Origin of the sequence: Pandoraea pneumonica (assembly GCF_902459645.1) — a bacterium.
Lineage (GTDB): Bacteria > Pseudomonadota > Gammaproteobacteria > Burkholderiales > Burkholderiaceae > Pandoraea > Pandoraea pneumonica.
The window spans coordinates 150,362-171,401 of the sequence record NZ_CABPSK010000005.1 but is presented as its reverse complement, the minus strand read 5'-3'; the positions used below and the strand labels follow the sequence as shown (position 1 = coordinate 171,401).

General features: G+C 63.5%; 22 protein-coding genes. 4 read left to right on the top strand and 18 right to left on the bottom strand.

What is annotated here, in order from left to right:
* Window positions 1-19: 19 nt before the first annotated feature.
* The 17 genes from PPN31114_RS23305 to PPN31114_RS23225 form a co-directional block, all read right to left on the bottom strand.
* A complete protein-coding gene (locus tag PPN31114_RS23305; RefSeq protein WP_150681907.1) occupies window positions 20-994 on the bottom strand; it encodes a PDR/VanB family oxidoreductase in 975 nt (324 codons plus the stop codon).
* An 88-nt stretch (window positions 995-1,082) separates the two neighbouring features.
* Window positions 1,083-1,559: a Rid family hydrolase gene (locus PPN31114_RS23300; protein ID WP_150681906.1), complete on the bottom strand. Its 477-nt coding sequence runs from the start codon at window positions 1,557-1,559 to the stop codon at window positions 1,083-1,085.
* A gap of 12 nt (window positions 1,560-1,571) precedes the next feature.
* Window positions 1,572-2,603 carry an aromatic ring-hydroxylating oxygenase subunit alpha gene (locus PPN31114_RS23295; RefSeq protein ID WP_150681905.1) on the bottom strand — a complete coding sequence of 344 codons (1,032 nt, stop codon included), beginning with the start codon at window positions 2,601-2,603 and terminating at the stop codon, window positions 1,572-1,574.
* 73 nt (window positions 2,604-2,676) lie between these two features.
* A complete protein-coding gene (locus tag PPN31114_RS23290; RefSeq protein WP_150681904.1) occupies window positions 2,677-2,895 on the bottom strand; it encodes a recombinase-like helix-turn-helix domain-containing protein in 219 nt (72 codons plus the stop codon).
* Window positions 2,895-3,239, bottom strand: coding sequence for a hypothetical protein (locus PPN31114_RS23285; RefSeq protein ID WP_150681903.1), 345 nt, complete (start codon window positions 3,237-3,239; stop codon window positions 2,895-2,897). Before PPN31114_RS23285 ends, PPN31114_RS23290 begins: the two co-directional genes overlap by 1 nt.
* Window positions 3,240-3,251: 12 nt before the next feature.
* On the bottom strand, window positions 3,252-4,256 hold the full coding sequence (locus PPN31114_RS23280; RefSeq protein ID WP_150681902.1) for an ABC transporter substrate-binding protein: 1,005 nt from the start codon (window positions 4,254-4,256) through the stop codon (window positions 3,252-3,254).
* Between the two features lie 85 nt (window positions 4,257-4,341).
* On the bottom strand, window positions 4,342-5,838 hold the full coding sequence (locus PPN31114_RS23275; protein ID WP_150681901.1) for an aldehyde dehydrogenase: 1,497 nt from the start codon (window positions 5,836-5,838) through the stop codon (window positions 4,342-4,344).
* Window positions 5,839-5,857: 19 nt separating this feature from the next.
* Entirely contained in the window at window positions 5,858-6,676 is an 819-nt protein-coding gene (locus PPN31114_RS23270; protein WP_150681900.1) for an aspartate dehydrogenase, read from the bottom strand.
* A complete protein-coding gene (locus tag PPN31114_RS23265; RefSeq protein ID WP_150681899.1) occupies window positions 6,669-8,321 on the bottom strand; it encodes a thiamine pyrophosphate-binding protein in 1,653 nt (550 codons plus the stop codon). Before PPN31114_RS23265 ends, PPN31114_RS23270 begins: the two co-directional genes overlap by 8 nt.
* Entirely contained in the window at window positions 8,314-9,120 is an 807-nt protein-coding gene (locus tag PPN31114_RS23260) for an SDR family oxidoreductase (protein ID WP_150681898.1), read from the bottom strand. Before PPN31114_RS23260 ends, PPN31114_RS23265 begins: the two co-directional genes overlap by 8 nt.
* A complete protein-coding gene (locus PPN31114_RS23255; protein WP_150681897.1) occupies window positions 9,117-10,061 on the bottom strand; it encodes an IclR family transcriptional regulator in 945 nt (314 codons plus the stop codon). The genes PPN31114_RS23260 and PPN31114_RS23255 overlap by 4 nt, the downstream gene beginning before the upstream one ends.
* A gap of 1 nt (window position 10,062) precedes the next feature.
* The gene (locus PPN31114_RS23250; RefSeq protein WP_246182714.1) at window positions 10,063-11,058 is read right to left on the bottom strand and encodes an alpha/beta fold hydrolase; all 996 of its coding nucleotides are present in this window, start codon (window positions 11,056-11,058) and stop codon (window positions 10,063-10,065) included.
* 37 nt (window positions 11,059-11,095) lie between these two features.
* Entirely contained in the window at window positions 11,096-11,653 is a 558-nt protein-coding gene (locus PPN31114_RS23245; protein WP_150681896.1) for a cupin domain-containing protein, read from the bottom strand.
* Window positions 11,654-11,705: 52 nt separating this feature from the next.
* Window positions 11,706-12,497: an SDR family oxidoreductase gene (locus PPN31114_RS23240; RefSeq protein ID WP_150681895.1), complete on the bottom strand. Its 792-nt coding sequence runs from the start codon at window positions 12,495-12,497 to the stop codon at window positions 11,706-11,708.
* 28 nt (window positions 12,498-12,525) lie between these two features.
* A complete protein-coding gene (locus PPN31114_RS23235) occupies window positions 12,526-13,308 on the bottom strand; it encodes an ABC transporter permease (protein WP_150681894.1) in 783 nt (260 codons plus the stop codon).
* Between the two features lie 43 nt (window positions 13,309-13,351).
* Window positions 13,352-14,218: an ABC transporter ATP-binding protein gene (locus PPN31114_RS23230; RefSeq protein WP_150681893.1), complete on the bottom strand. Its 867-nt coding sequence runs from the start codon at window positions 14,216-14,218 to the stop codon at window positions 13,352-13,354.
* A 350-nt stretch (window positions 14,219-14,568) separates the two neighbouring features.
* Window positions 14,569-15,645 carry a porin gene (locus PPN31114_RS23225; RefSeq protein ID WP_150681892.1) on the bottom strand — a complete coding sequence of 359 codons (1,077 nt, stop codon included), beginning with the start codon at window positions 15,643-15,645 and terminating at the stop codon, window positions 14,569-14,571.
* A 502-nt stretch (window positions 15,646-16,147) separates the two neighbouring features.
* Between PPN31114_RS23225 and PPN31114_RS23220 the strand changes: the two genes are divergently transcribed.
* The 4 genes from PPN31114_RS23220 (at window position 16,148) to PPN31114_RS23205 (ending at window position 20,181) form a co-directional block, all read left to right on the top strand.
* Window positions 16,148-17,314 (top strand): FAD-dependent monooxygenase, encoded by a 1,167-nt coding sequence (locus tag PPN31114_RS23220; protein ID WP_150681891.1) that lies wholly within the window; start codon window positions 16,148-16,150, stop codon window positions 17,312-17,314.
* 91 nt (window positions 17,315-17,405) lie between these two features.
* Window positions 17,406-18,284 (top strand): IclR family transcriptional regulator, encoded by an 879-nt coding sequence (locus tag PPN31114_RS23215; protein ID WP_150681890.1) that lies wholly within the window; start codon window positions 17,406-17,408, stop codon window positions 18,282-18,284.
* 332 nt (window positions 18,285-18,616) lie between these two features.
* Window positions 18,617-19,618 carry a hypothetical protein gene (locus PPN31114_RS23210; protein WP_150681889.1) on the top strand — a complete coding sequence of 334 codons (1,002 nt, stop codon included), beginning with the start codon at window positions 18,617-18,619 and terminating at the stop codon, window positions 19,616-19,618.
* Between the two features lie 254 nt (window positions 19,619-19,872).
* Window positions 19,873-20,181, top strand: coding sequence for a DUF4148 domain-containing protein (locus tag PPN31114_RS23205; RefSeq protein WP_150681888.1), 309 nt, complete (start codon window positions 19,873-19,875; stop codon window positions 20,179-20,181).
* Between the two features lie 116 nt (window positions 20,182-20,297).
* On the opposite strand, the gene PPN31114_RS23200 is transcribed toward PPN31114_RS23205, so the two are convergent.
* Window positions 20,298-20,999 (bottom strand): ArsR/SmtB family transcription factor, encoded by a 702-nt coding sequence (locus tag PPN31114_RS23200; RefSeq protein ID WP_150681887.1) that lies wholly within the window; start codon window positions 20,997-20,999, stop codon window positions 20,298-20,300.
* Between the last annotated feature and the right edge of the window lie 41 nt (window positions 21,000-21,040).

Genomic DNA, 21,040 nt, shown 5'->3' with positions numbered 1-21,040 from the left:
CTCGGGTGATGAATGGGAATCAAAGATCGAGCGTGAGACGGTCGCCCTTGCAACCGGACACGCAGATCATCATGACTTTGTTCTCGGCGCGCTCGCCAGCGCTCAATACCGAGTCGCGGTGATCGGGGCAGCCTTCGAGCACGCGCGTCTCGCACGCACCGCACACCCCTTCCATACAACTGTGTTCAGCGTCGATGCCCGCAGCAAGCAATGTGTCGAGCAGCGTCGCTCCCGCAGGCACCGCAATCTCCTTGCCGCTTTTCGCCAGCTTGACGACATAGCCTTCGCTCGTCGCGGGGGGCGGTGCATCGGGCGCAGCGGCGAAACGTTCGATATGCACGTTGGCAATACCCGCTTCGGCGCAGGCTGCTTCGAAAGCATCGAGCATCACGCCCGGGCCGCAGCAATACGCGTGCGTGCCTGCGGGTTGCCCCGCGAGGAAACTCGTCAGCGATGCTGGCTTGCCGCCTTGCTGATCGTCAAAGTGATAGGTGATATCGCCGCCCAGCGCGCTGATCTCGTCGATAAAAGCGGCTTGCGGCGCCGTACGCGCGCAGTAGAGCAGCTTCACGCTGCGCCCCAACGAGCGCAGGCGGCGATACATGCACAGAATCGGCGTGACACCGATACCGCCCGCCACCAGCACCGTGTGCGCTGCGCTCTCGTCGAGTTCGAAATGATTGCGCGGTGCCGAGATATCAAGCGTCATGCCCACGCGGAAATTGTCGTGAATAAAGCGCGACCCGCCGCGGCTCTTCGGATCGGCGAGGATGCCGAGCACATAACGGTTTGCCTCTCCGGGCGCGTTCACGAGCGAGTAGCTGCGCACCAGTCCGCTTGGCAGATGCAGGTCGATATGCGCGCCCGGCGTGAAGTCCGGGAACGTCGGCGCCGACGCGCCGCCAACGGCCGCAGGCACGAGTTCGATGCTCATGATGCCCGCCGCTTCGTAACGAAGCGTACGCACCATCGCACTCAGATTTGACTTGCTCATGACCCAGCTCTCTGATGTTGCTTGCAGGAGTGCCCTGCGTCTGTAATGAAAAACCACCGGCTCGGGAAAACGCCGCCGTCTGCGCCGTTCAACCCGCTTTCGACAAATCGATATCGAGACGCGCGAACGCCTCGATCTCCACGCGCAATTCGGGAAACACCAGCCCGCTCACGGCCACCAGCGTCGAGCACGGATACGCGCCACCGTTCTCTGCCACATCGGCGAAGAACTCTCGGCGTGCGCGCCCTACGTCGTCCTTGTCCGCGATGTCGGTCACGTACACGACGAGTTTGTAGATGTTCGCGAGCCTGCCGCCGCCCGCTTCGACCAACGCGCGAATCTTGCCCAAGACAACGAGCGTCTGCTCGTAAGCCGTCAACGGCTGCGCAGCGTCGCGCGTGGCCGGATGCGCCGTCATGCCCGAGAGCAGAATCTCGTTACCGAAGCGAATGCCGTTGGTCCACGTCGCCGTGCCCAAATCGGGCACAGCCTGCGCACGAATGCGCTCGGCTTGCGGTGCGGCCCCGGTGTCGGCGTGCGTGCGCGCTTGAGCGTTCGATGTCATGACGTGCGCGGCTTACGCCTTCCCCTGTTGCATACGTTCGAGCTCTGCCTTCGCCAAGTTCTTCAGATGGCGGCGCAGACGCACGATGCCCATATCGTGCTGATACAGATGCTCGTTCTGATTGGCGTCCGGCTCCATGTCTTCGAGCATCACGCGGTCTTGCTCGAGCACGGCCCAGTGGCGCGCTTCAAGGCGGTTGCGATACAGGAAGCGCCACGTGTTGCGCTGCCAGTCTTGCAACTTGCGGCAGCGCCAGTGGAATACCGCAGCGAGCGTCGGCGAAATGGGCGTGTAGCTGCCCACGATCACGAAGTTACCGCCCGGGCCGCCCGTCTTCGGATACGGAATTTCGAGGCGCATCCAATGCGTGCCGGTATCGGCCCATTCGGTCCAGTCGAAGTTCACATCGCGCTGGCCTTCTTTCTCGAACACGAAACCAATGTCCGTATCCCGAATGCGGAACGCCGCCGTGTTGTCGCCTTCGGCCATCGAGTGCGATTGCTTGTGCAGATACGTGCCGTGCATCGGGTCCATCACGTTATCGAGCACGTAACGGTAATCGCCCTTCCACTCGGTATAGCAAAGGAACGACGAGAACTCGCCGTCGGCGTCGAGCTCTGCGGGCAGCACCAGCGGCGGCGGCGTGTCGATGTTTTCCGTGGCGTTGTACAGCCAGATCGCTTCGTTGCGTTCAACGATGTGATACGCCTGCGTCGGACGCGAGCCTTCGAGCTTGCAGCCCGGGCTGCCCGGCACACGCATCACCGTGCCGTCGCAACGCACTTGCACGCCGTGGTAGCCGCAAGCGATGCGATCGCCCATCACGATGCCCTTCGAGAGCGGTGCGCCACGGTGCGGGCAATGGTCGTCGAGCGCATGCACCTTGTTGTCCTGATCGCGCCAGAACACCAGTTTCTTGCCGAGGCGGCGCAGCGAGACCGGCTCGCGGCCGACCATATGCGACGGGCAAATCGGGTACCAAAGATTCTTCAGGCCGCGCTCAAGAATGGCGTCAGCAGTGAGAACAACTTGTTGCGTAGTCATGGGGGGACCTCTCCATCGTCGGCGCGTCGCCCCGGTCCATGCCGGTTAGCGAGCGCATCGTCATGTGATGTTTTTACTCTTCAGCCATGCGGGCGATCTGCGCCTTGTAGACGTCTTCGGTCCACGTCTCGCCCTCTTGCGGGCCCGGGCCCGTGCGATTCAGGTAAGCGACGAGGCCCGCCAGATCGTGTGTGCCTGCGGCGTAGGCGCGCTCGATGGCGTCGCCCAGCAGGCTTTCGTATTGCGTCGGCACATGGCGACGCGCTTGATGCGGGTCAAGATAACGGTCCATCATTTCCCTCCGTTGCGAACCCGTTCGCGAATGCGTGCGTGCACGGGTACAAAGTCGTAAGTCGGATAGCATTCGGTGCGAAACACGCCCCACGCGGAACGCTCTAGCTCCACGTTCACCACCGGCAGCAGGTGGGGCGGCAACTCCAGCGTCACGATCTGACCGAAGCCCATCGCCACCGTCCACGACACCACCTTCACGCCCTCCGGCGGAAAGCGCTCCCACCACTCGGCAGCCTTCAGGCGCTCCTGAAACGCGTCGAGATTGTTCGACTGGTCGTGCCGCAGAAACACGGTCAGCAACATGGTCTGCGGCGCGTCCACCGGCGTAGCGTTCTCTTGCATGGCGAGCCTGCCTTACTGCACAAACTGGTTGGTGAACAGGTCGGCCGGATTCGACTTGTCGCGAATGACCTTTTCCTGTGCGTAGAAATCTTGGAGCTTCGTCACGCGTGCCGGATCGAACGCGCCCAGACGCTGCTGGCCCGGGTACACGTTGCGGGCGTAATACGTGAGGATCTTCTCGATCTCCGCTTCCTTGCCCTTATAAGCGGGCACCGCCGCGCAGTAGTCCTTCGCCGCGCCCGCCGGATCACGCATGATCTCGGCCACCGACTTAAGCGTCGCGTGCACGAACTTGCGGATCATTTCCGGCTTCTCGGCAATGGTCTTGTCCGAGGCGAGAATCGCTTGCGCCATGCCCGGGAAATACTTATCGGTCGACGTCATGGTGATCTTCACGCCCGCGTCTTCGATGTTCTGCGCCCACTCCGGCGTGCCCACCATCACTTCAGCCTTGCCCGTGGCCACTTGCTGCCACACGCCTGCCGGGCCTGCGCCCTGAATGCGGGCATCGTTGCGCGTGAGCCCTGCCGAAGCCAGCAGCCCCAGCGTCGCGTAGAAACCGGTGTCCTGATACGCCAGCACAGTGATCGTCTTGCCCTTCAGATCGGCGGGCGACTTGATGTTGGCGTCGTCGCGCACCACCAGTTGGTGCAGCGTGCGGCCGCCCAGCAGGGCCACGCCTTTGATCGGAATGCCGTTCGGGCGCAGCACGATGGGCGTGTCGCCCAGACCGCCGCCGAGATCGCCGTTGCCCGACGCGAGTTGCTTGCCGACGTCGGCGCCGCCCTGCACGGTCAGCCAACGCACCGAAAGCCCTTCGGCGGCGTAGTAGCCCTTCTTCTCGGCCAGCATGAGCGGCGCAAACGCCGGCAGATTGGCCGGGGCGGGCAGCAAATAAGTGATTTGCTGGGTCGCCGGTTGCGCCCACACCGGCGCAGCGCTCAGACCCGTGATGGCACAAAGGCCAGCCGTCAGAAAGGCGCGACGCGCCAACGATGCACGGAAAATCGACAACATATCTCTGCCTCGCTCAAGTCTTGGGTTACCGCGATGCCCCGTGCATCGCGGTGGTTGATGCCACAGCTTGTTAGCTTCTTGCCATTCAGACACGCCCCGCCCAGCCGAGCGGGTTGTCGTTCATGCCCCAGTAGAGGCTCTTCTGATTCGTGTATTCGAGCAGCCCCAGACGCCCCTTCTCACGCCCCATGCCGCTCTCCTTCCAGCCGCCGAACGGCGTCGAAATCGAGAACTGCTTGTACGTGTTGATCCAGACGGTGCCGGTTTCCAATGCACGCCCCAGACGCCAAGCGCGCTTGTAGTCGCGCGTCCAGATGCCTGCCGCCAGCCCGTAGACGCTGTCGTTGGCCTCGGCCAGCAAGTCGTCTTCGTTCTCGAACGGCAGCACGGCGAGCACCGGGCCGAAGATTTCTTCCTGCACCATGCGCGCCTGATTCGTCAGGCCCGCGATGATGGTCGGTTGATAGAAGTAGCCTTTCTCGCGACCGTCACCTACCGGACGCTCACCGCCGCACAGCAGGCGACCGCCCTCGTCCAGCCCGATGGCCACATAGCGTTCGATCGATTCGCGATGTGCCGACGTCACTAGCGGCCCCATCTGCGTGTCTTCGCGCAGCGGGTCGCCCACGCGCAACTGCTTCGCACCAGCGACCAGCCGCTCGACGAACGTATCGAAGATCTTCTTGTGCACGAACAGGCGAGACCCGGCGATGCACGACTCGCCCGATGAACTGAAGATGCCGTACAGCACCCCAGCCACGGCGTGATCGATGTCCGCGTCTTCGAACACGATGGTCGGCGACTTGCCGCCCAATTCGAGCGAGACGGGCATGAGCTTCTCCGCCGCCAGACGCGCAATGCCGCGCCCGACTTCGGTGCCGCCCGTGAACGCCACCTTCTTGACCTTCGGATGGCGCACGAGAATGTCGCCGATCACCGAGCCCTTGCCCGGCAGCACCGACAGCACGCCACGCGGCACACCGGCGGCTTCGCAGATGCGGCCGAGTTCGAGCGATGCCAACGGCGTGACTTCCGCCGGTTTAAGCACCACGGCGTTACCCGCGGCCAGCGCAGGCGCAAGCTTCTGCGCATCGGAAGCAATCGGCGAATTCCACGGCGTGATGGCAGCCACGACACCCAGCGGCTCGTGCACGCTCATCGTCAGATAGTCGCCACGCGACGGCGTGAGCGTTTCTTCCAGCGTCTCAAGACACGACGCGAAATAACGGAACGTGCCCGCAGCGCTCGCGACCAGCGCACGCGTCTCGCTGATCGGCTTGCCGTTGTCGCGGCGTTGCAGATGCGCCAGCGCCTCGGCGCGTTGCGTGATGCCATCGGCCACGCGATGCAACACGGCGGCACGTTGATGCGGCTTAAGCCCAGCCCAGTCGGCGCGACGCCACGCGGCATCGGCAGCTTCCACGGCGTCGGTCGCGTCTTGCGCGCCCGCAGCCGCGATCTCGGCGTTCACGCTCTCGTCGGCCGGATACAGGCTCTGATAGCGCTTGCCCGTGCCGGCACGCCATTCGCCGCCGACCAGAATGTCGCTCGAAAAACCTTGCAGCAAATCTTGATGACTCATGGTGCTTGTCCTGCGAGAGCTAGATCACGCAATTCGCGACGCGGTTCTTGAGCGCGCGAATCGCCGAATATGCCGTGAGCGCCGACGTCTTGGGGTTGTCCGGCAACGGCTTGCCGCACATCTCCAGCGACATCTCGCCGAACGCACCACGCGCCGCAATGTGATGCACGTTGCGCGTCACGGCCGGATCGGCAATCAGCCGCACGCGCGTGGCGTCGAGCCCCAGACCGGCAATGGCCACCGTTGCAGCCACGTTGGCGTTCTTCGGGTACAGACGCGCCGCGTCGCGGGCGCTGCCTTCGAAGATCACGGTCGCGCTGGCGAGCGTCGCCAGATCGCACACGTCTTCGGCAGGCGTGCCCTGCCAGCCCAGCGGCGGCTTGCGGCCGGTGTAGACCACCTCGTCCAACCCGCCTTCGCGAGCGGCGGAAATCGCGTCGATACCGCCAATGGCGCCCGAGAGCAGCGTGACGGTCGATTCGCCTGCTTTCGCGGCTTGCTCCAGTGCAGCGAGCAGTTCTGAATCGGAAAGCGCGCCAATGGACGCCACCGCGCAATCGATACCCGACTTGAGCAACGGCACGACGTGCGCCGACAGCGCGCTATGGCCTGCACATTCCAAGACGAAGTCCGGACGACTCGACAGTGCGTGCGCCGACGACACCACTTCGGTGCCTTCGCGCACGCTCTCGCGCACACGGGCCGCGGCATCTTCAGGGACGATCACGTGACCGATGCGCAGCGACGGATCAGTGGCGAACGCCTCGTAGACCTTGGAGCCAATGGCCCCGAAGCCGATCAGCGCCACGTCCACCGGTCGATGATTCAACTCACGCATTCGCAGGCTCCCGTACCGGCGGACCGGCAAAGTGCGACGCGAAGCTGCCGACCGACAGCATGTCGACTTCCAGCAGCACCGGGCCGTCGTGGGCCACGGCGCGCGCCACCGCACCTTCCGCCTGATCGATGGCAGTAATGCGCTCGTGCTTGAGTTGCAGGCTCGCGCAGAACGCGGCGAAGTCCGGCTGGTGCAGTTGCACGTAGTGACGGCGGCCGCCGTACTGCGCATCTTGAATATTGCGAATCACGCCGTAGCACTGGTCGTTCATCAGCAAAATGATGACCGGCGCTTTTTCCTGCACGGCGGTAGCGAGTTCACCCACGTTGACCATCAGGCCACCGTCGCCGCACAGCGCGACCGTCTTCTTCGCATTGCCCGCGAGTGCCGCGCCAATGCCCATCTGCATGCCCTGACCGATGCCGCCACCCAAGGCGTGCACGCCCGCGCGCGGCGAGAAGATCTTCAGCAGGCGGTTGCCCCACGTGCTGTTCGAGATCGTGACGTCGCGCACCCAGTTGAAGTCGCGGCCCAGCGCGCCTTGCAGCGCCGCCACGAGTTGGCGATACGGCCCAAGCCCTTCAGCCACTTGTTTGACGGCAGCGTCGCGCGCGGCGGCGAGATCGGCGTGGAATGCCGGGTCGACCGACAGACGGCCCTGCAAGCGGTCGGCAAGCGCGTTCAGCACGCGCGCGGCGTCGCCTTGCACGAACAAGTCATTGCGGTAGCCACGGTTATCGGCTTTACCGTCGGCGTCGACGCGATACAGCGGACGCGGCAGGCCGAGTTTGTATTTGAGCGTTTCGTTACCGCGCAAGCGCGAGCCAACCACGAGCACGGCGTCACAGGTCTTGTAGAACGCTTCGACCGTCGGGTGAATGTTGAAGGCACCAAGCGTTGCGGCGTGGTCTTCCGGCACGATGCCGCGGCCTTGCACGCTGGTCACGACACCGAAGCCCATGTCGACGAGGCGCTTCACAGCGGCTTCTGCCCCGCGCGCACCGCCGCCCAACCACAGCAGCGGACGATGCGCTGCGGCCAGCTTGTCGGCCAGTTCCGCCACGCGTTGCTCGTCATGCGACGGCACGCTCACGTGCGGCGCCGCCAGATCGGCTGGCCATTCGATTTCAGCCGCTTGAATATCGATGGGAATTTCAACGCTGACCGGGCCCGTCGGCGCGGTCAGTGCAGCACGCACCGCTTCGCGCACGGTCGAGAGGGCCGTGTCGACGCAACGCACACGATACGCGGCCTTCGAGATCGACTTCAGCATGCTCAACTGATCGGGCGCTTCGTGGATGTACGCGAGGTCGCGGTCGAGGAATTCGGTTTCGATCTGGCCGGTGATGTGCAGCACGGGGGTTCCAGCGGTCAACGCTTCGACCATCGCGCCAGCCGCATTACCGGCTGCCGTGCCAGTGCTCGTGAACGCTACGCCGAGGCCGCCCGAGACGCGCGACAGGCCATCGGCCATGTTCAATGCACCGGCTTCGCCGCGTGCGCCGACGTAACGGATGTTTTCGCGGCGCGCGATGGCGTCGAGAATCGGCATGTTGTGAATCGAGATCACGCCGAACGCGGTTTTCACGCCGCATTGTTCGAGAAACGCCGCGATGACTTCGCCGACGGTGGTTTTGTTAGACATGTCTTGCCAAGCCTCCGGAAACATCGATGTGGCTGCCCGTCGTATAAGACGATTGCGGGCTCGCCAGGAAAAAGATCGCCGCGGCCGCCTCTTCAGGCTTGCCCAGACGCTGCAACTGGATTTGCTTCTTGCGGGCCAGCTCGCCGGTCCACTCCTGCCACGTCTTGCCCTCGCCTTGCGCGGCAAAACGGCGGCGCCATTGGCCCGACTCCACAAGCCCGATCAGGATCGAATTCACGCGCACACCGTCGGGTGCGAATTCGCCTGCCATCGAGCGCACCAGATTCTGGATACCGGCACGCGCCGAGGACGTGGCCACCATATGGGGCTCGGGCTGAAGGGCGAGCAGCGAATTCACGCAGACGATGGCGGCGTCGCCCGTCTCACGCGCGGCGTCGCGCAGCATCGGCAGGCAGGCGCGCGTCGTGCGAATGACGCTGAAATACTTCAACTCCAGTTCTTCACGCCATGCGTCGTCCGTCGTGTCGGCGAACGTCGACACCCGGCCTTGTCCCGCGTTGTTGATCAGCATGTCCAGACGGCCGAACTCACGGGCGACACGCTCGGTGAGCGCCGTGACGTCTGCCTCATCGAGCACGTTGCATTGCGCTGCGATCAGCCGCGCGTCGGGATGGCGTTCGCGCAAATGCGCTTCGGCTTGTGCCAGACGCTCGGTGTTGCGCCCGCAAATCGCGACGGCGGCACCGGCTTCGAGCAAGCGCTCGGCCGTGGCGAGCCCGATGCCGGATGAGCCGCCCGTGACCAGCGCCGCACGTGCGGAAAGGTCGATCTTGATCATTTCAATCCCAGTGACTTCATGTAGGGGGTGGTGCGGCCGTCGCTGCCCGGCCGGTAATTCAGCCGATGCGAGAGCGCATCGGCGGCTTCGCGCACTTGCCCGATCAGGCCCGCATCGAGCATCGACGCATCGATGTTGGCGCGCGGAATCGTGACCGTGATGGCGGCGCAAATGTGACCGGCGTCGTTACGCACCGGTGCGCTCACCACGCTGATGCCGCGCTCGAACGACGAGGCCGACACGGCGTAGCCACGCTCGGCGTCTTCGCGCACGCGCTCGAACAATTCGGCAAGCGTCTCGGGCGTTTGCGGGGTGAACTTCTCCAGCGCCTTTTCCGGATAAAGCGCCTTCAATTCAGCCAGCGTCAAATCGCCCATCAACACATGACCGTGCACCGTCGCGTGCGCAGGCAAACGCGTGCCCACGTTCACCTTGATCGAATTGAAGACGCCCGCCACGCTCTGCGCCTTGGCAACGAACACGATGTCGCGCCCGTCGCGAATCACGATGTGCGAGGTCAGTTGGGTCGCGTCGCGCAGGCGCTCGATGATCGGAATGCCCAGATCGGTGAGTTCCAGCGAGCTCAGGTATTCAAAGCCGAGACGCAGCACCGCGACACCCAGGCGGAAGTTCTTTTCGCTGCCTGCGCGCTCCAGAAACCCCATGGCTTCGAGCGTCTGCAACAGACGAAACACGGTAGTGCGGGGAATACCCAAACGCTGCGACAACTCCGGTGCGCTGAACACCGACTCTCGCGGCGAGAACTGCGTGAGGATGCGCAAGCCGCGCTCAAGGCCCGGGACGAGATAGCGCGACTCGGTCGGCCCGGCTTCGGTGTCTTGTTCGCTCACGTCATCGGCCGCATTGAGCCCATCAAGCGCATCGAGCGCCTCTTCGTCGGGAAGCGCGGCAGCCGCGCGTTTCGGGGTAGCCGGTGCCATCTCAACACTCCCCTGCGGCCACACGTTCGAGCCACGCGGCGAGGGCGGCATTCAGAACGTCGGGCGTTTCGATATACGACGCGTGTCCTGCGCCGTCGATAATTTGCAGCGGCACGCCAGCCACGTCCGCAATGGTCTGGCAGGCGGCAGGCGTCGTAATGGCGTCCTGCGCACCGACGGCCACGGCCACCGGGCCAGCGTTGGCGGCCACGTACTGCGCCAACTCGCTCGCCACATCGCCGTTCGAGAGCAGATGGGTCGCTTGGGCGTAGCCAACCGGCAGCACGCGGCTCATGTTCCATTTCACCCATGCGCGCGGCAGATCGGCGGCGTTCGGTGCGACGAGGTTGTCGCTGCGTTCGCGCGCCATCCCCACCGGGCCGAGCTTATCGAGCATTGCCAAACGGCTATCGCGCTTGGACACGCGTACTGCCGGGTCGGCCTTGCCGTAACCGTTGGCAGGCGAGCAGAGGAAGAGGCCACGCACGCGTTGCGGTGCGCGGCTGGCGAACTTCGTCGCCATGATCGCGCCCAGCGAGTGCCCCACGAGCGCGACGCGATCCAGACCGAGGGCATCGAGCCACGCTTCGAGCGCGTCGGCATACGCATCGGGTCGCGGTTCGGCGTCGCTCACGTTGGACGTTTCGCCGTAACCCGGCGCATCCCATGCATACAGCGCGACATCGAGACCCGCCGCTTCAAACTGCGCGAGCCACGAGGCTGCGCCCGAGCCGATGCCGTGCAACATCACCACCGGCAGACGGTCATCGCCAGCCGTGGCCGTGGCGCGATAGCCCACCGTGCCGGCGCGCGTGGCAATCGTGCGATACGCAAACGCGTTCAAGCGCTCGCAAAGCGGGCCGACAACGCCATCGATGGCGTCGGTAGCATCGGGCAGACTGGACTTGAGCGCTTCGGCGGACATGGCTTCGGGTAACGTCTTGTGCAATGACTCGGAAAAATTCTTGCCGGTGGAGCGCTCGCGCTTGGCGCGCACCGCACCGGACTTTCGGGAAGAACCAGCGTCCCGTCGCTTACTTCTGCTCGCGCTTGATCTTGGCGAGCGGCGAATCGGGCGGATACGTCGGCGTGACGGGCTTTTGCGAGCCGAGCATCACGCACATCAGCGCGTCTTCATCGCCGATGTTGATTTCCGTGCGATACACGCCGGGCGGCACCGAGATCAGATCGCGCTCACCGAGAATGGCTTCCCACGTCTCGCCGTCGCGCTCGCAAACCACTTTCATCTTGCCGCGCATGACGAAGAAGATTTCTTCCACGTCCATGTGAATGTGGCTCGGGCCGATGTTGCCGGCCGGAATCACCATGGTCGAGAACGTGAAGTGACCGGCGGGCACGGTGTTGCTGTCCTTCGCGACACCGGTGCCGCCCGTGCCGACGTAGCGCATCTGCGCACGGCGATACTTCGGGTCGTAGTCGGCTTGGAACTTGAGGGCGTCCCAGTCGTATTTACGCGTCGAAAAACGCGCCACACGCGAGTCCAGCCACTCGCTGAACGGTTGGCCTTCGGCCTGCGTCCAGCTCTCGACGGCCTGAGGCGTCGCGGTGTTTTTAGCTTCGGCTTGCGCCATGTTGTAACTCCTTGAAGGCGTTGCGAATGAGGGGTGACTGCGTCATGCCGGGTCAGGGCATCACGAAGCCGCCGTTGACCGGCAGAACCTGACCGGTCACGAAACGGGAAGCATCGGAGAGCAGGAACAGCACCGGCCCCACGACGTCGTCGGGCACCTGGGCGCGCGGCAACGCGCGACCCTCCAGATAGTGACGATGACGCTCGGCCGGCACGTAGGCCGTGGCTTCGACTTCCACCAGCCCCGGCGCAATGGCGTTCACGGTGATGCCGTCCGGGCCGAGTTCGCGCGCGAGCGAGCGCGTCATCGCCATGACCGCACCCTTGCTGGCGGCGTACGCGAGCAGTCGCGGCGCGCCCCAGAGGGCGGTATCGGAAGCGATGTTCACGACGCGCCCTTGGCCCGACGCGCGCAAGTACGGCAGCGCTGCCATCGTCATCAGCCACGTGCCGCGCACGTTGACGTTCATCACGGCGTCCCACGTGTCGATACTCAACTCGGTGGCGAGCTTGCCGCCCGAGTTAGTGATCGCCCCGTTGTTGACCAGCCCGTCGATGCCGCCCATTTGCTCGGCGGCGGCCTTGGCTGCTGCATCGATCGAGGCAGGATCGGACAGATCGACACGCACGAACGTCACCGCATGGCCTGCATCGCGCAACGACGCGGCGAGTGCTTGGCCCGCATCTGCGGCAATGTCGGCAATCGTCACTTGCGCGCCGCGTGCGACGGCCGCACGCACGAAGCCTTCGCCAAGGCCACGGGCGCCACCGGTCACGAGCAGCTTCTTGCCGTCGAGCGGTGCGAGCGTCGCGGTGTCGAGCGGGAGGATGGGCAGTTCCGTCACGATGGGTTCCTTATCGGCTATCGACACGTCAGGCGATATTCATCGCGGCACGCGGCACGTAGTGCAGTGCGCGGCGCTCGAGCCAAACCACCGCCGCATACGCGGCAATACCGATGACGGTCAGCCCGGCGATGGCGACGAACACCATCGCGGTGTTGCCCTGCCCTTCGCCATAGACCAGCAGATAGCCCAGCCCGCGGTCGCCGCCAACGAGCTCACCGACGGTCACCCCGATCACGGCGAGCGTCGAGGCGATGCGCAGCCCGGCAAAGAGGGCTTGCATGGCCGACGGAAATTCGACGAAGCGGAAAATCTGCCAACGGCGGCCGCACAGCGCACGCACGAGGTTGACCATATCCGGGTCGACCGAGCGCACTGCGCCCAGCACGTTGATCATCACGGGGAAGAAAACGATGAGCACCGCCACGAGAATCTTCGGGTAGATGGTGTAGCCCATCCACATCACGAACAGCGGCGCGAATGCCACCTTCGGTGCAATTTGCAGCGCAAGGATGTACGGCGAGAGCATCGCTTCGGTGGACGGCGACAAGCCGAGGATCACGCCGATCATTACGCCCAGTGCGGAGCCGATGACGAAACCGGCAATCACTTCGAGGGCCGTCACGCCGATATGCAGCCACAGGTTTTCAACCTGAAACATGCGAACGCCTTCGACGATGGTCGACGACAACTTCGGCAGCACGAACTCGGGCACGCCGAACGCCGTCGGGCCCCATTGCCAGACAGCCGCGAAGAGCAGCAGCAACACGAAGCTGCCTGCGGTCAGTTGCGCTTTGGTGAGGGTTTTCATAGCGGGAATTCCAGTGTCTTGTGCGAGAGATGACCAGTGCGCATCAACCGAGGTGATCGTCGCGGCCGACTTTGAGCAGTTCCATCAGATGCGCGACGTATTCGTTCATGCCCGCTTGCTTGCGGCGCTCGATCGGGTTGTCGCGATGCGGCAGATCGACGGTGATCTCTTCGATGATCGTGCCCGGGCGCTCGCTCATCACGAACACGCGGTCGGAGAGCGCAATGGCTTCGGCCAGATCGTGGGTGATCATCAGCGCGGTCTTGCCCTCGGCGGCGAGCATCTGCGCGAGGTCTTGTTGCAGCACCATCTTGGTTTGCGCATCGAGCGCCGAGAACGGCTCGTCCATGAGCAGCACGTCGGGCTCGACGGCGAGCGTGCGGGCGAGCGCCGCGCGTTGGCGCATACCGCCCGAGAGTTGGTGCGGGTAGTGATTCTCGAAGCCCTTCAGATGGCAGCGCGCGAGCAGCTTCTGTGCGACTTCGGCGCGCTCTGCCTTGCTACGGCCGCGAATCTGCATGCCGAGTTCGACGTTCTTCTGAATGGAGCGCCACGGCATGAGCAAGTCTTTTTGCAGCATGAAGGCGACTTGTTGCGACGGGCCGCGCACCGGCTTGCCCGCGAGCGTGACGTGCCCTTCGCTCGGGGCGTACAGACCGGCGCCCATGTTGAGCAGCGTGCTCTTGCCGCAGCCGCTCGGCCCGATCAGCGAGACGAATTCACCGGTCTTGATACCGATGGAGACGTTCGAGACCGCCGTCATCTCGCCCTTGCCCTGGCGATTTTTGAATCGACGCGTCACGCCACGATATTCGATGGCAAACGGCAGCGGTGCCGCTACCGGCGTGTGACGTGCGTCGGCATACGCCTCGGCAACGTTCGCGTCCTGCAATTGAATCGACCTGAGCATGGGAAACCACCGTGTTTCTGGATGTTCAACTTGCCTTGGGCAGCGTGCCGCGTCGTTCGCTTGCATCGCCTGCCGACCTGTCTTTCGCCTTGCGGCTTACGTTTCATATGTGAAACGTTGATTTACTTATGGATCAATTATAGGGAGTGACGGCCGGAGTCAAAATTGTTTTTTGACTAGGGGAAACCCGGATTTGGGGATGTTGCGGCGGGAGAAACGCACCTGGCGCGCGGAAAAAGGCGCAAAAAAACGCCGACCAGCGAATGCCGGTCGGCGCGAAGTTAGCCCACTCATTGAGCCCACTGAGTGAGTTCACAGGGTGACCTTTGGGTCGTTGTTTTGCGTGATCGTCAGAACGCGTGATGCACGCCCGACATGATCACGACCTGATTGGCCGTCGACGACGCACCGATGGTGTTGATCGCGGTGACCGCACCGTTGCCGCTCGCGTGCTGATACACGCCGCTCACATACACCTGCGTGCGCTTCGAGAGCGCGTAGACGTCGCCAAGGCTCACCTGCGTCCAACGCTTGCCGGACATGTTCGTCGTGGCGGCACCGAAGGTGATCGTGTTCGCGATGCTCGAGGCGTAGTTCACGCCGCCATCGAACGACTGGTAGGTGTCGCTGTAGCCCGGCGATGCCAGTTTCACGCGGGTGTACAACGCGTGCAGCAACCACGGGCCGAAGCCATACGACACACCCGCGCCCATGTTCTCGATGTTCGACGCCGAATAGGTCGCGACAGGTTGATTCTGGAAGGTCGCGCCGCCGAGCACGGCGACGTTCGGCGTACGGTTGTTCTCGTTCGAGTAGGCCACCGACGCCTTGAAACCTGCGTTGGTGTAGTTCGCCGCCACGCTCCACTTCTTGCCGGTTGCGAAGTTCGTGGTGTTGCCCAGCGAGATCATGCCCGCCGCCTTGAAACCGGCGAAGTCGGGCGTGACGTACTTCACCGAGTTGTCGAGCTGCACGACCGAGGTGTTGGCCAGTTCGTCGAGGTTGCCCGGGTGGAACATGTACCAGTTCATGCCCAGATAGGCGGTGCTGAACGGGCCGAGCCATTCGAAGCTGAACGGGGCCATGTGGCCGATGGTGAGCGTGCCGAGCGTGTCGGATTGCAAGCCAACCCACGACTGGCGATTGAACATCGCGCCCGCTTTCAGCGTGTTGCCCGTCAGCGTGGAGAAGCCGTTCTCCAGCAGGAAGATCGCGCGATTGCCGCCACCCAGATCTTCAACGCCGCGAAAACCCCAGCGATCCGGCTGCGTGCCGCCTTGTTGCGCCATCCAGTTGCTGGTGCCGCCTTGGTTGTTCACGTAGGCCACACCGGCGTCCATGCTGCCGTAGATCGTGATGTTGCTTTGCGCGTGTGCCGCCATCGGCACGCCTGCGGCGAGCAACATGGCTGCCGCAATTTTTGTCATCCCCGAGATCCGCCCCGTCGGAAACCGCTTCATCTGTGTACTCCTGTCGTTCGATGATTCGATGATTCGAAAACGGTGATGACGTCGGGTACGGCGCACGGCAACCCCAGCCGGTCACACCCCTCGTGCGACCGCATTTCGACGTTCCACCTATGAAACGTTGGATTACTTATGAAACCAACAATGCGGAGCTTAGGCCAGGTGACGCGCGAGTCTCGCAGCGGAGATGCACGAATTGATGACGAGAATTTGGTGTGATAACACGCGCGCAATCGGCGTTGAAGTTCCACGATTTCAAGTGCGACGCAGGTGCCGCTCGTCCCGTCTGCGTTGCCGGAAGTCCCGTCGTTAAACCGTTCTTGCGAATCGGCCTGCGTCGGGATTTACCCGAGGGTGGCTTGCGATTGATCGAATCAAAAACAATAATATTTGAACATCATGTTCATATTTGAACGTTTTATTTTTTCGAAATCGTCGTAACCTTCATCAAAAGGGTGTCTCCATGCAAGGTCCGCAAGCTCCTCTCATCGGCATCAACGGTGCCGGCATCGGTGGTCTGGCTGCCGCCATCGCGCTCGTGCGTGCTGGCTTTCGTGTGCGTGTCTACGAGCAAGCGGCGCAGTTCGCGCGTGTCGGTGCCGATATCAACCTGACGCCCAATGCGGTGCGCGCACTCGACGGCCTTGGCGTTGGCGACGCGTTGCGCGAGAGCGCTGCGCAACCGAGCCACCGCATCAGCCGCACGTGGGATAGCGGCGAAGAAACCTCGCGCCTGGAAATGGCGCAGACGGCACAGACCAAGTACGGCGCGCCGCAACTCACGATGCATCGCGCCGATTTGCTTCAGGCATTGGAGCAAGCCGTGCCCGCGGAATACATCGCGCTCGGCAAGAAACTGGTTTCCTTTGAAGCGCCGGGCGTTGGGGAGTCTGGCCGCATTCGTCTGACGTTCGCCGACGGCTCGCACGACGACGTGGATGTGCTCATCGGTGCCGACGGCATTCATTCGGTGGTGCGCACAGGCTTGTTCGGGCCGGAATCGCCGGAGTTCACCGGGGTGGTCGCTTACCGTGCGGTCGTGCCTGCGGAGCAGCTCGGCGGTGTGCCGAATCTGGGCGCGTTCACCAAGTGGTGGGGGCCTGTCGCGTCGAGTCAGATCGTCACGTTCCCGCTCAATCTCGGCCGCGACATTTTTGTGTTCGCCACCACGGCGCAGGACAGTTGGACCTTGGAGTCGTGGACGGCACCGGGCGACGTGCTGGAGTTGCGCGCGATGTACGCCGACTATCATCCCGAAGCCCGTGCGCTGCTCGATGCGTGCGACAGCGTGTTGAAGTCGGCGTTGTACGTGCGCGACCCGCTGCCGCAGTGGTCGCGTGGCCGCGTCTCGCTGCTGGGCGACGCATGCCATCCGATGATGCCGTTTATGGCGCAGGGGGCGGGTATGGCCATTGAAGACGCTGTGGTAATGTCTCGCCACCTCGCCGAGGTCGGCCCGAATGCCGATGCCGACGCACTGGCTGGCGCGCTGGCTCGCTACGAAGCCGCGCGTCGCGAGCGCACCGCGCGCGTGCAAATCGGCTCGCGCGGCAATCAGTGGCTCAAGGAAGGCGGCAACGCCGATTGGGTCTACGAATACGACGCTTGGCAGGTGCCGGTTGCCGCGTGAGTTTGCGCACAGCGATTCGCTGACCATGACGCCAGATTCCGGCCATCGATATTCGGCCTCTTTCGACACAACGAGACGTCCATAGCACCGCATGACGAACGCTTCGCCCGACACCGTACGCGGTGACCGCGCTTCCGGCGCGGATAACTCTGTCCTTGGTGACGATCGCGACTCGGCGCAAGCCGGGCTCGTGACGCCGGTCATCCGGGCGCTCAAGCTCCTGCGTTTTGTGGCGGACGGTGGCTCAACGGCCAATATGAGTGAGGTCGGGCGACGTATCGGCGTCAATCGCATCACCGTCATGCGCCTGCTTGCCACGCTCGAACACGAAGGCGTGCTCGAACCGCTGCCGCATGGCGGCCATCGGCTCGGTCTTGGTTTTCTGACGCTCTCCGCTGCGGCGCTCGCGGGCGAAGATCATCTCGCCACGGCGCGGCGCGTGCTCACGCGTGTCACGAGTGAGACCGGGCTGTCGAGCTATCTGACGGTACTCGACGGCACGCAGGTGCGTTATCTGCTGTGTGAAACCCCTGCCCTGCCGTTGGTCAGCAATATCCGGGCGGGCAGCCGTGTCACGGCCCATCTGACGGCCCCGGGGCGATCGCTGTTGGCGCACCTGAGTCCTGAGCGCCGCCGCGCGTTGCTCGGCCCCGAGCCATTAGCAGCGGCAACGGCGCAGAGTGCGCGCACGTATGCGGCGCTGGACGCACAGTTGGCCCGCGACCGGGAAACCGGTTGCGCGTGGAGTCAGGACGGGTTCGAAGCGGGAATCGATGCGTGTGCAGCAGCGGTGCTCGATGCACAAGGGCGTCCGCTGGCGGCATTGAGCGTCGCCGGGCCGCGCTCGCTGGTGGGCACCGATGCGCTTAGCCGGGAGCGCACGGCGGCGGTCGTCAAATCGGGCGCTGCCGATCTCACCGTATTACTGGCAGACGCGCCAGCTTTCCTCGCAGCTGCGGAAAGGGCCTGAAATCAAAGGCGGAATTCCGGCATGCATACGGTGCCGCCGGAATCGCATGAATCCATGGCATCCGCGCGGTCGAATCATGTTCCTGCGCTTCCGGGGCCGCCCCCTTTCACTGCCTCACATCTCGTTTGACGAAGTATTTCGGCGTGCCATACGATGTGGCATCGCCGATGCCGTAATTTTCGGTAATTTGAAGCAACGCCCCGTTGCCGCTCGCCCGTCAATGGGGCGCTGCTACGATAGCGCTTACTGAGAAGCGGCTTGCCAGCGCGAGCGTATCGAATACCTCCGCCGCCCAACGCGGCGAAAAACGCCCTCATTGCAGCGGATCGAACATGAAGAACAATCCATGGTGGGTGCGAACGGCGTTGGCCGGTGTGGTCTGTGGCGCATCAGCATTCGCCAATGTTGCGCACGCACAGGAAGCCACCGTCTACGCGGGCGCCATGAACGCGCGTAACGACGACAACGCGCACACCTACTCGTGGGGCATGGACTACCGGCAGGGGCTTGGCGAGCATTTCGCAGCGAGCTTCACGTGGCTCAACGAAGGCCATGTGCCCGACCATCACCGCGATGGTTTTGCCGTGCAGGTGTGGGCACGTCAGGCGTTTTTCGATCGCCGCTTCGACGTTGCCGTGGGTGTCGGCCCGTATCGCTACTACGACACGGTGGCTGGCAGCCGCGGCAAGCGCTACGAAGACGACCACGGCTGGGGCGCCATGTTCTCGGCCACCGCCACGTATTACTTCGCCAGCCGCTGGTATGTGCAAGCGCGTGCCAATTACGTGCAATCGCCGTCGAGCATCAACACCGTGCAATACCTGCTGGGTGTCGGTTATCAATTGGATAAGCCGTCGACGCCGGGTCCCGTGCTCGGCAACATGGATCCGCCGGTGCCGACCGGCGACGTGTTGTCCGTCATGGCGGGGCTGTCCATCGTGAACAGCCTCGACTCGCAGAACGCTGCGGCAGAAGGCATCGAATATCGCCACGGCTTCGGCCGATGGTTCGACGGCACGGTGTCGTTGATCAACGAAGGCCATAGCGATATCGGCAACCGTCAGGGCGTTGCGGCACAGGCGTGGGTCAAGAACGATTTCTTCAGCGACCGCTTCAGCCTCGGCCTCGGCTTTGGCCCGTACGTGACGTGGAACAAGTACAAGCAGAACCGATCAGCCGGCGGCGCGCAAAACGTCGTGGCGGGTCTGCTCACGATGAGCATGGCGTACCGCTTTGCCGATCATTGGGTCGGACGCATCTCTTGGAACCGCGTCGTGACCGGTTACGACCGCGACAGCGATATCTTCCTCGCGGGCGTCGGCTACAAGTTCTGATCGCTGCGACATCCTGTCGCACTCCTGTTAATTAACATCTTCATTAGAGTCGGTATTCCACTTGTGCGATAACGTCGTCCGCCTTGAAACCCTTGCTACATGCGGGTTTCGAGGTGGCACGATATCTGCAATGCATTGTTGCGTCCAGTGCGGTTACTCCTGCGGCGTGGTCGTCCTACCTTAGAGGCGTAGGCGGTGCCGGACACTTAAGTGAGCCGGCCGACCACCCAAGAAGAAATGACAGGAGAAACATCATGACCCGCACTCTTTCGCATCTTTTGATCGCTGCGACCCTGACTGTGGCGGCTGCACCGGCCGCGTTTGCCGGCACTGGCGGCAACGGCTATCCGAACGAAAACTTGTTCTGGCAATCGAGCGTATATAGCGAAAAGCTGGCGGTGCCGAGCGCGCAAGTTCGTCAGGAACTGATCGAAGCGCAAGCGCAGGGCAAGCTCACGCAGACCGATAGCCAGTATCCGCAACTGGCGACGTACGGACACCCGGTAGGTGCCCGTGTGCAAGGTTCGACCGAATTGATTAACTCGACTTACGCTGGAAGTTAAAAGGCCACGGCGGCCAGGACGATCGACTTCGGATCCTGTCCCGTAGCCCACCGCTCCCGGTGCCTCACACCCCGCGCGTTTTGCGTGGGGTGTTTCTTTTTATGCGCCCGGAAAATTCAGGTGGCGAAATCGGCGAGGTGGCGTTCGCCCAACGGCGTGACGCGCAGGGCGCGCGGTTCACGCGTGGGTTCGAGCCATTTGGCGTGAAGACAGGTGTTGAGCAATGCGGCCCCAAGGGCGCCGCCAAGGTGCGGTTTGCGCTCGCTCCAGTCGGGGCAAGTGCAGGCAAAACGACGGCGGCGGGCGCGCGCGGCAGTGAGGTCGACGCCGAGTGAGGTAAGGCCGTCGACACCGGCGTCGGTCAGTGCAACGTCACTACCGTCGATGCGTATCCAACGGTGATCGCGCATTCGTGCGAAGAGGTCGACGGCGATCTCTCCTGCCAAATGGTCATAGCAAGTGCGCGCGTGACGCAGCGGAACCGGCGTGCTGCGACTGACGGGAACAGGGCGGGGACGCAGTTCGCGCGTCGCCAACACCGCACTGGCAAGGGCTTCGATGGCGGCCGCCGTTTCCGGGGTGGCGATACGGAAATAGCGATGGCGTCCACGAGCTTCTTGCAAAAGCACGCCACCGTCGACGAGGCGAGCGAGATGGCCGCTGGCGCTGGAAGGCGAAAGCCCGGCGACAAGCGCCAGTTCGCCCGCTGGGCGCGCGGAGCCATCCATCAACGCCCAAAGCATGGTCATGCGCCCGGAATCGGCCAGAAGCGAAGCGAGTGAACTGACGCCGGGGGCGTAGTCAACGTTAGTTCTCATGCCGTGAAGCCCAAAAAAGGATTGCTTCGAGTATGCCACCC

Coding starts and splice junctions, on each gene's coding strand:
- PPN31114_RS23305 (WP_150681907.1), bottom strand. CDS start 994: ATGAGCAAGTCAAATCTGAGTGCGATGGTGCGTACGCTTCGTTACGAA.
- PPN31114_RS23300 (WP_150681906.1), bottom strand. CDS start 1,559: ATGACATCGAACGCTCAAGCGCGCACGCACGCCGACACCGGGGCCGCA.
- PPN31114_RS23295 (WP_150681905.1), bottom strand. CDS start 2,603: ATGACTACGCAACAAGTTGTTCTCACTGCTGACGCCATTCTTGAGCGC.
- PPN31114_RS23290 (WP_150681904.1), bottom strand. CDS start 2,895: ATGGACCGTTATCTTGACCCGCATCAAGCGCGTCGCCATGTGCCGACG.
- PPN31114_RS23285 (WP_150681903.1), bottom strand. CDS start 3,239: ATGCAAGAGAACGCTACGCCGGTGGACGCGCCGCAGACCATGTTGCTG.
- PPN31114_RS23280 (WP_150681902.1), bottom strand. CDS start 4,256: ATGTTGTCGATTTTCCGTGCATCGTTGGCGCGTCGCGCCTTTCTGACG.
- PPN31114_RS23275 (WP_150681901.1), bottom strand. CDS start 5,838: ATGAGTCATCAAGATTTGCTGCAAGGTTTTTCGAGCGACATTCTGGTC.
- PPN31114_RS23270 (WP_150681900.1), bottom strand. CDS start 6,676: ATGCGTGAGTTGAATCATCGACCGGTGGACGTGGCGCTGATCGGCTTC.
- PPN31114_RS23265 (WP_150681899.1), bottom strand. CDS start 8,321: ATGTCTAACAAAACCACCGTCGGCGAAGTCATCGCGGCGTTTCTCGAA.
- PPN31114_RS23260 (WP_150681898.1), bottom strand. CDS start 9,120: ATGATCAAGATCGACCTTTCCGCACGTGCGGCGCTGGTCACGGGCGGC.
- PPN31114_RS23255 (WP_150681897.1), bottom strand. CDS start 10,061: ATGGCACCGGCTACCCCGAAACGCGCGGCTGCCGCGCTTCCCGACGAA.
- PPN31114_RS23245 (WP_150681896.1), bottom strand. CDS start 11,653: ATGGCGCAAGCCGAAGCTAAAAACACCGCGACGCCTCAGGCCGTCGAG.
- PPN31114_RS23235 (WP_150681894.1), bottom strand. CDS start 13,308: ATGAAAACCCTCACCAAAGCGCAACTGACCGCAGGCAGCTTCGTGTTG.
- PPN31114_RS23230 (WP_150681893.1), bottom strand. CDS start 14,218: ATGCTCAGGTCGATTCAATTGCAGGACGCGAACGTTGCCGAGGCGTAT.
- PPN31114_RS23225 (WP_150681892.1), bottom strand. CDS start 15,645: ATGACAAAAATTGCGGCAGCCATGTTGCTCGCCGCAGGCGTGCCGATG.
- PPN31114_RS23220 (WP_150681891.1), top strand. CDS start 16,148: ATGCAAGGTCCGCAAGCTCCTCTCATCGGCATCAACGGTGCCGGCATC.
- PPN31114_RS23215 (WP_150681890.1), top strand. CDS start 17,406: ATGACGAACGCTTCGCCCGACACCGTACGCGGTGACCGCGCTTCCGGC.
- PPN31114_RS23210 (WP_150681889.1), top strand. CDS start 18,617: ATGAAGAACAATCCATGGTGGGTGCGAACGGCGTTGGCCGGTGTGGTC.
- PPN31114_RS23205 (WP_150681888.1), top strand. CDS start 19,873: ATGACCCGCACTCTTTCGCATCTTTTGATCGCTGCGACCCTGACTGTG.
- PPN31114_RS23200 (WP_150681887.1), bottom strand. CDS start 20,999: ATGAGAACTAACGTTGACTACGCCCCCGGCGTCAGTTCACTCGCTTCG.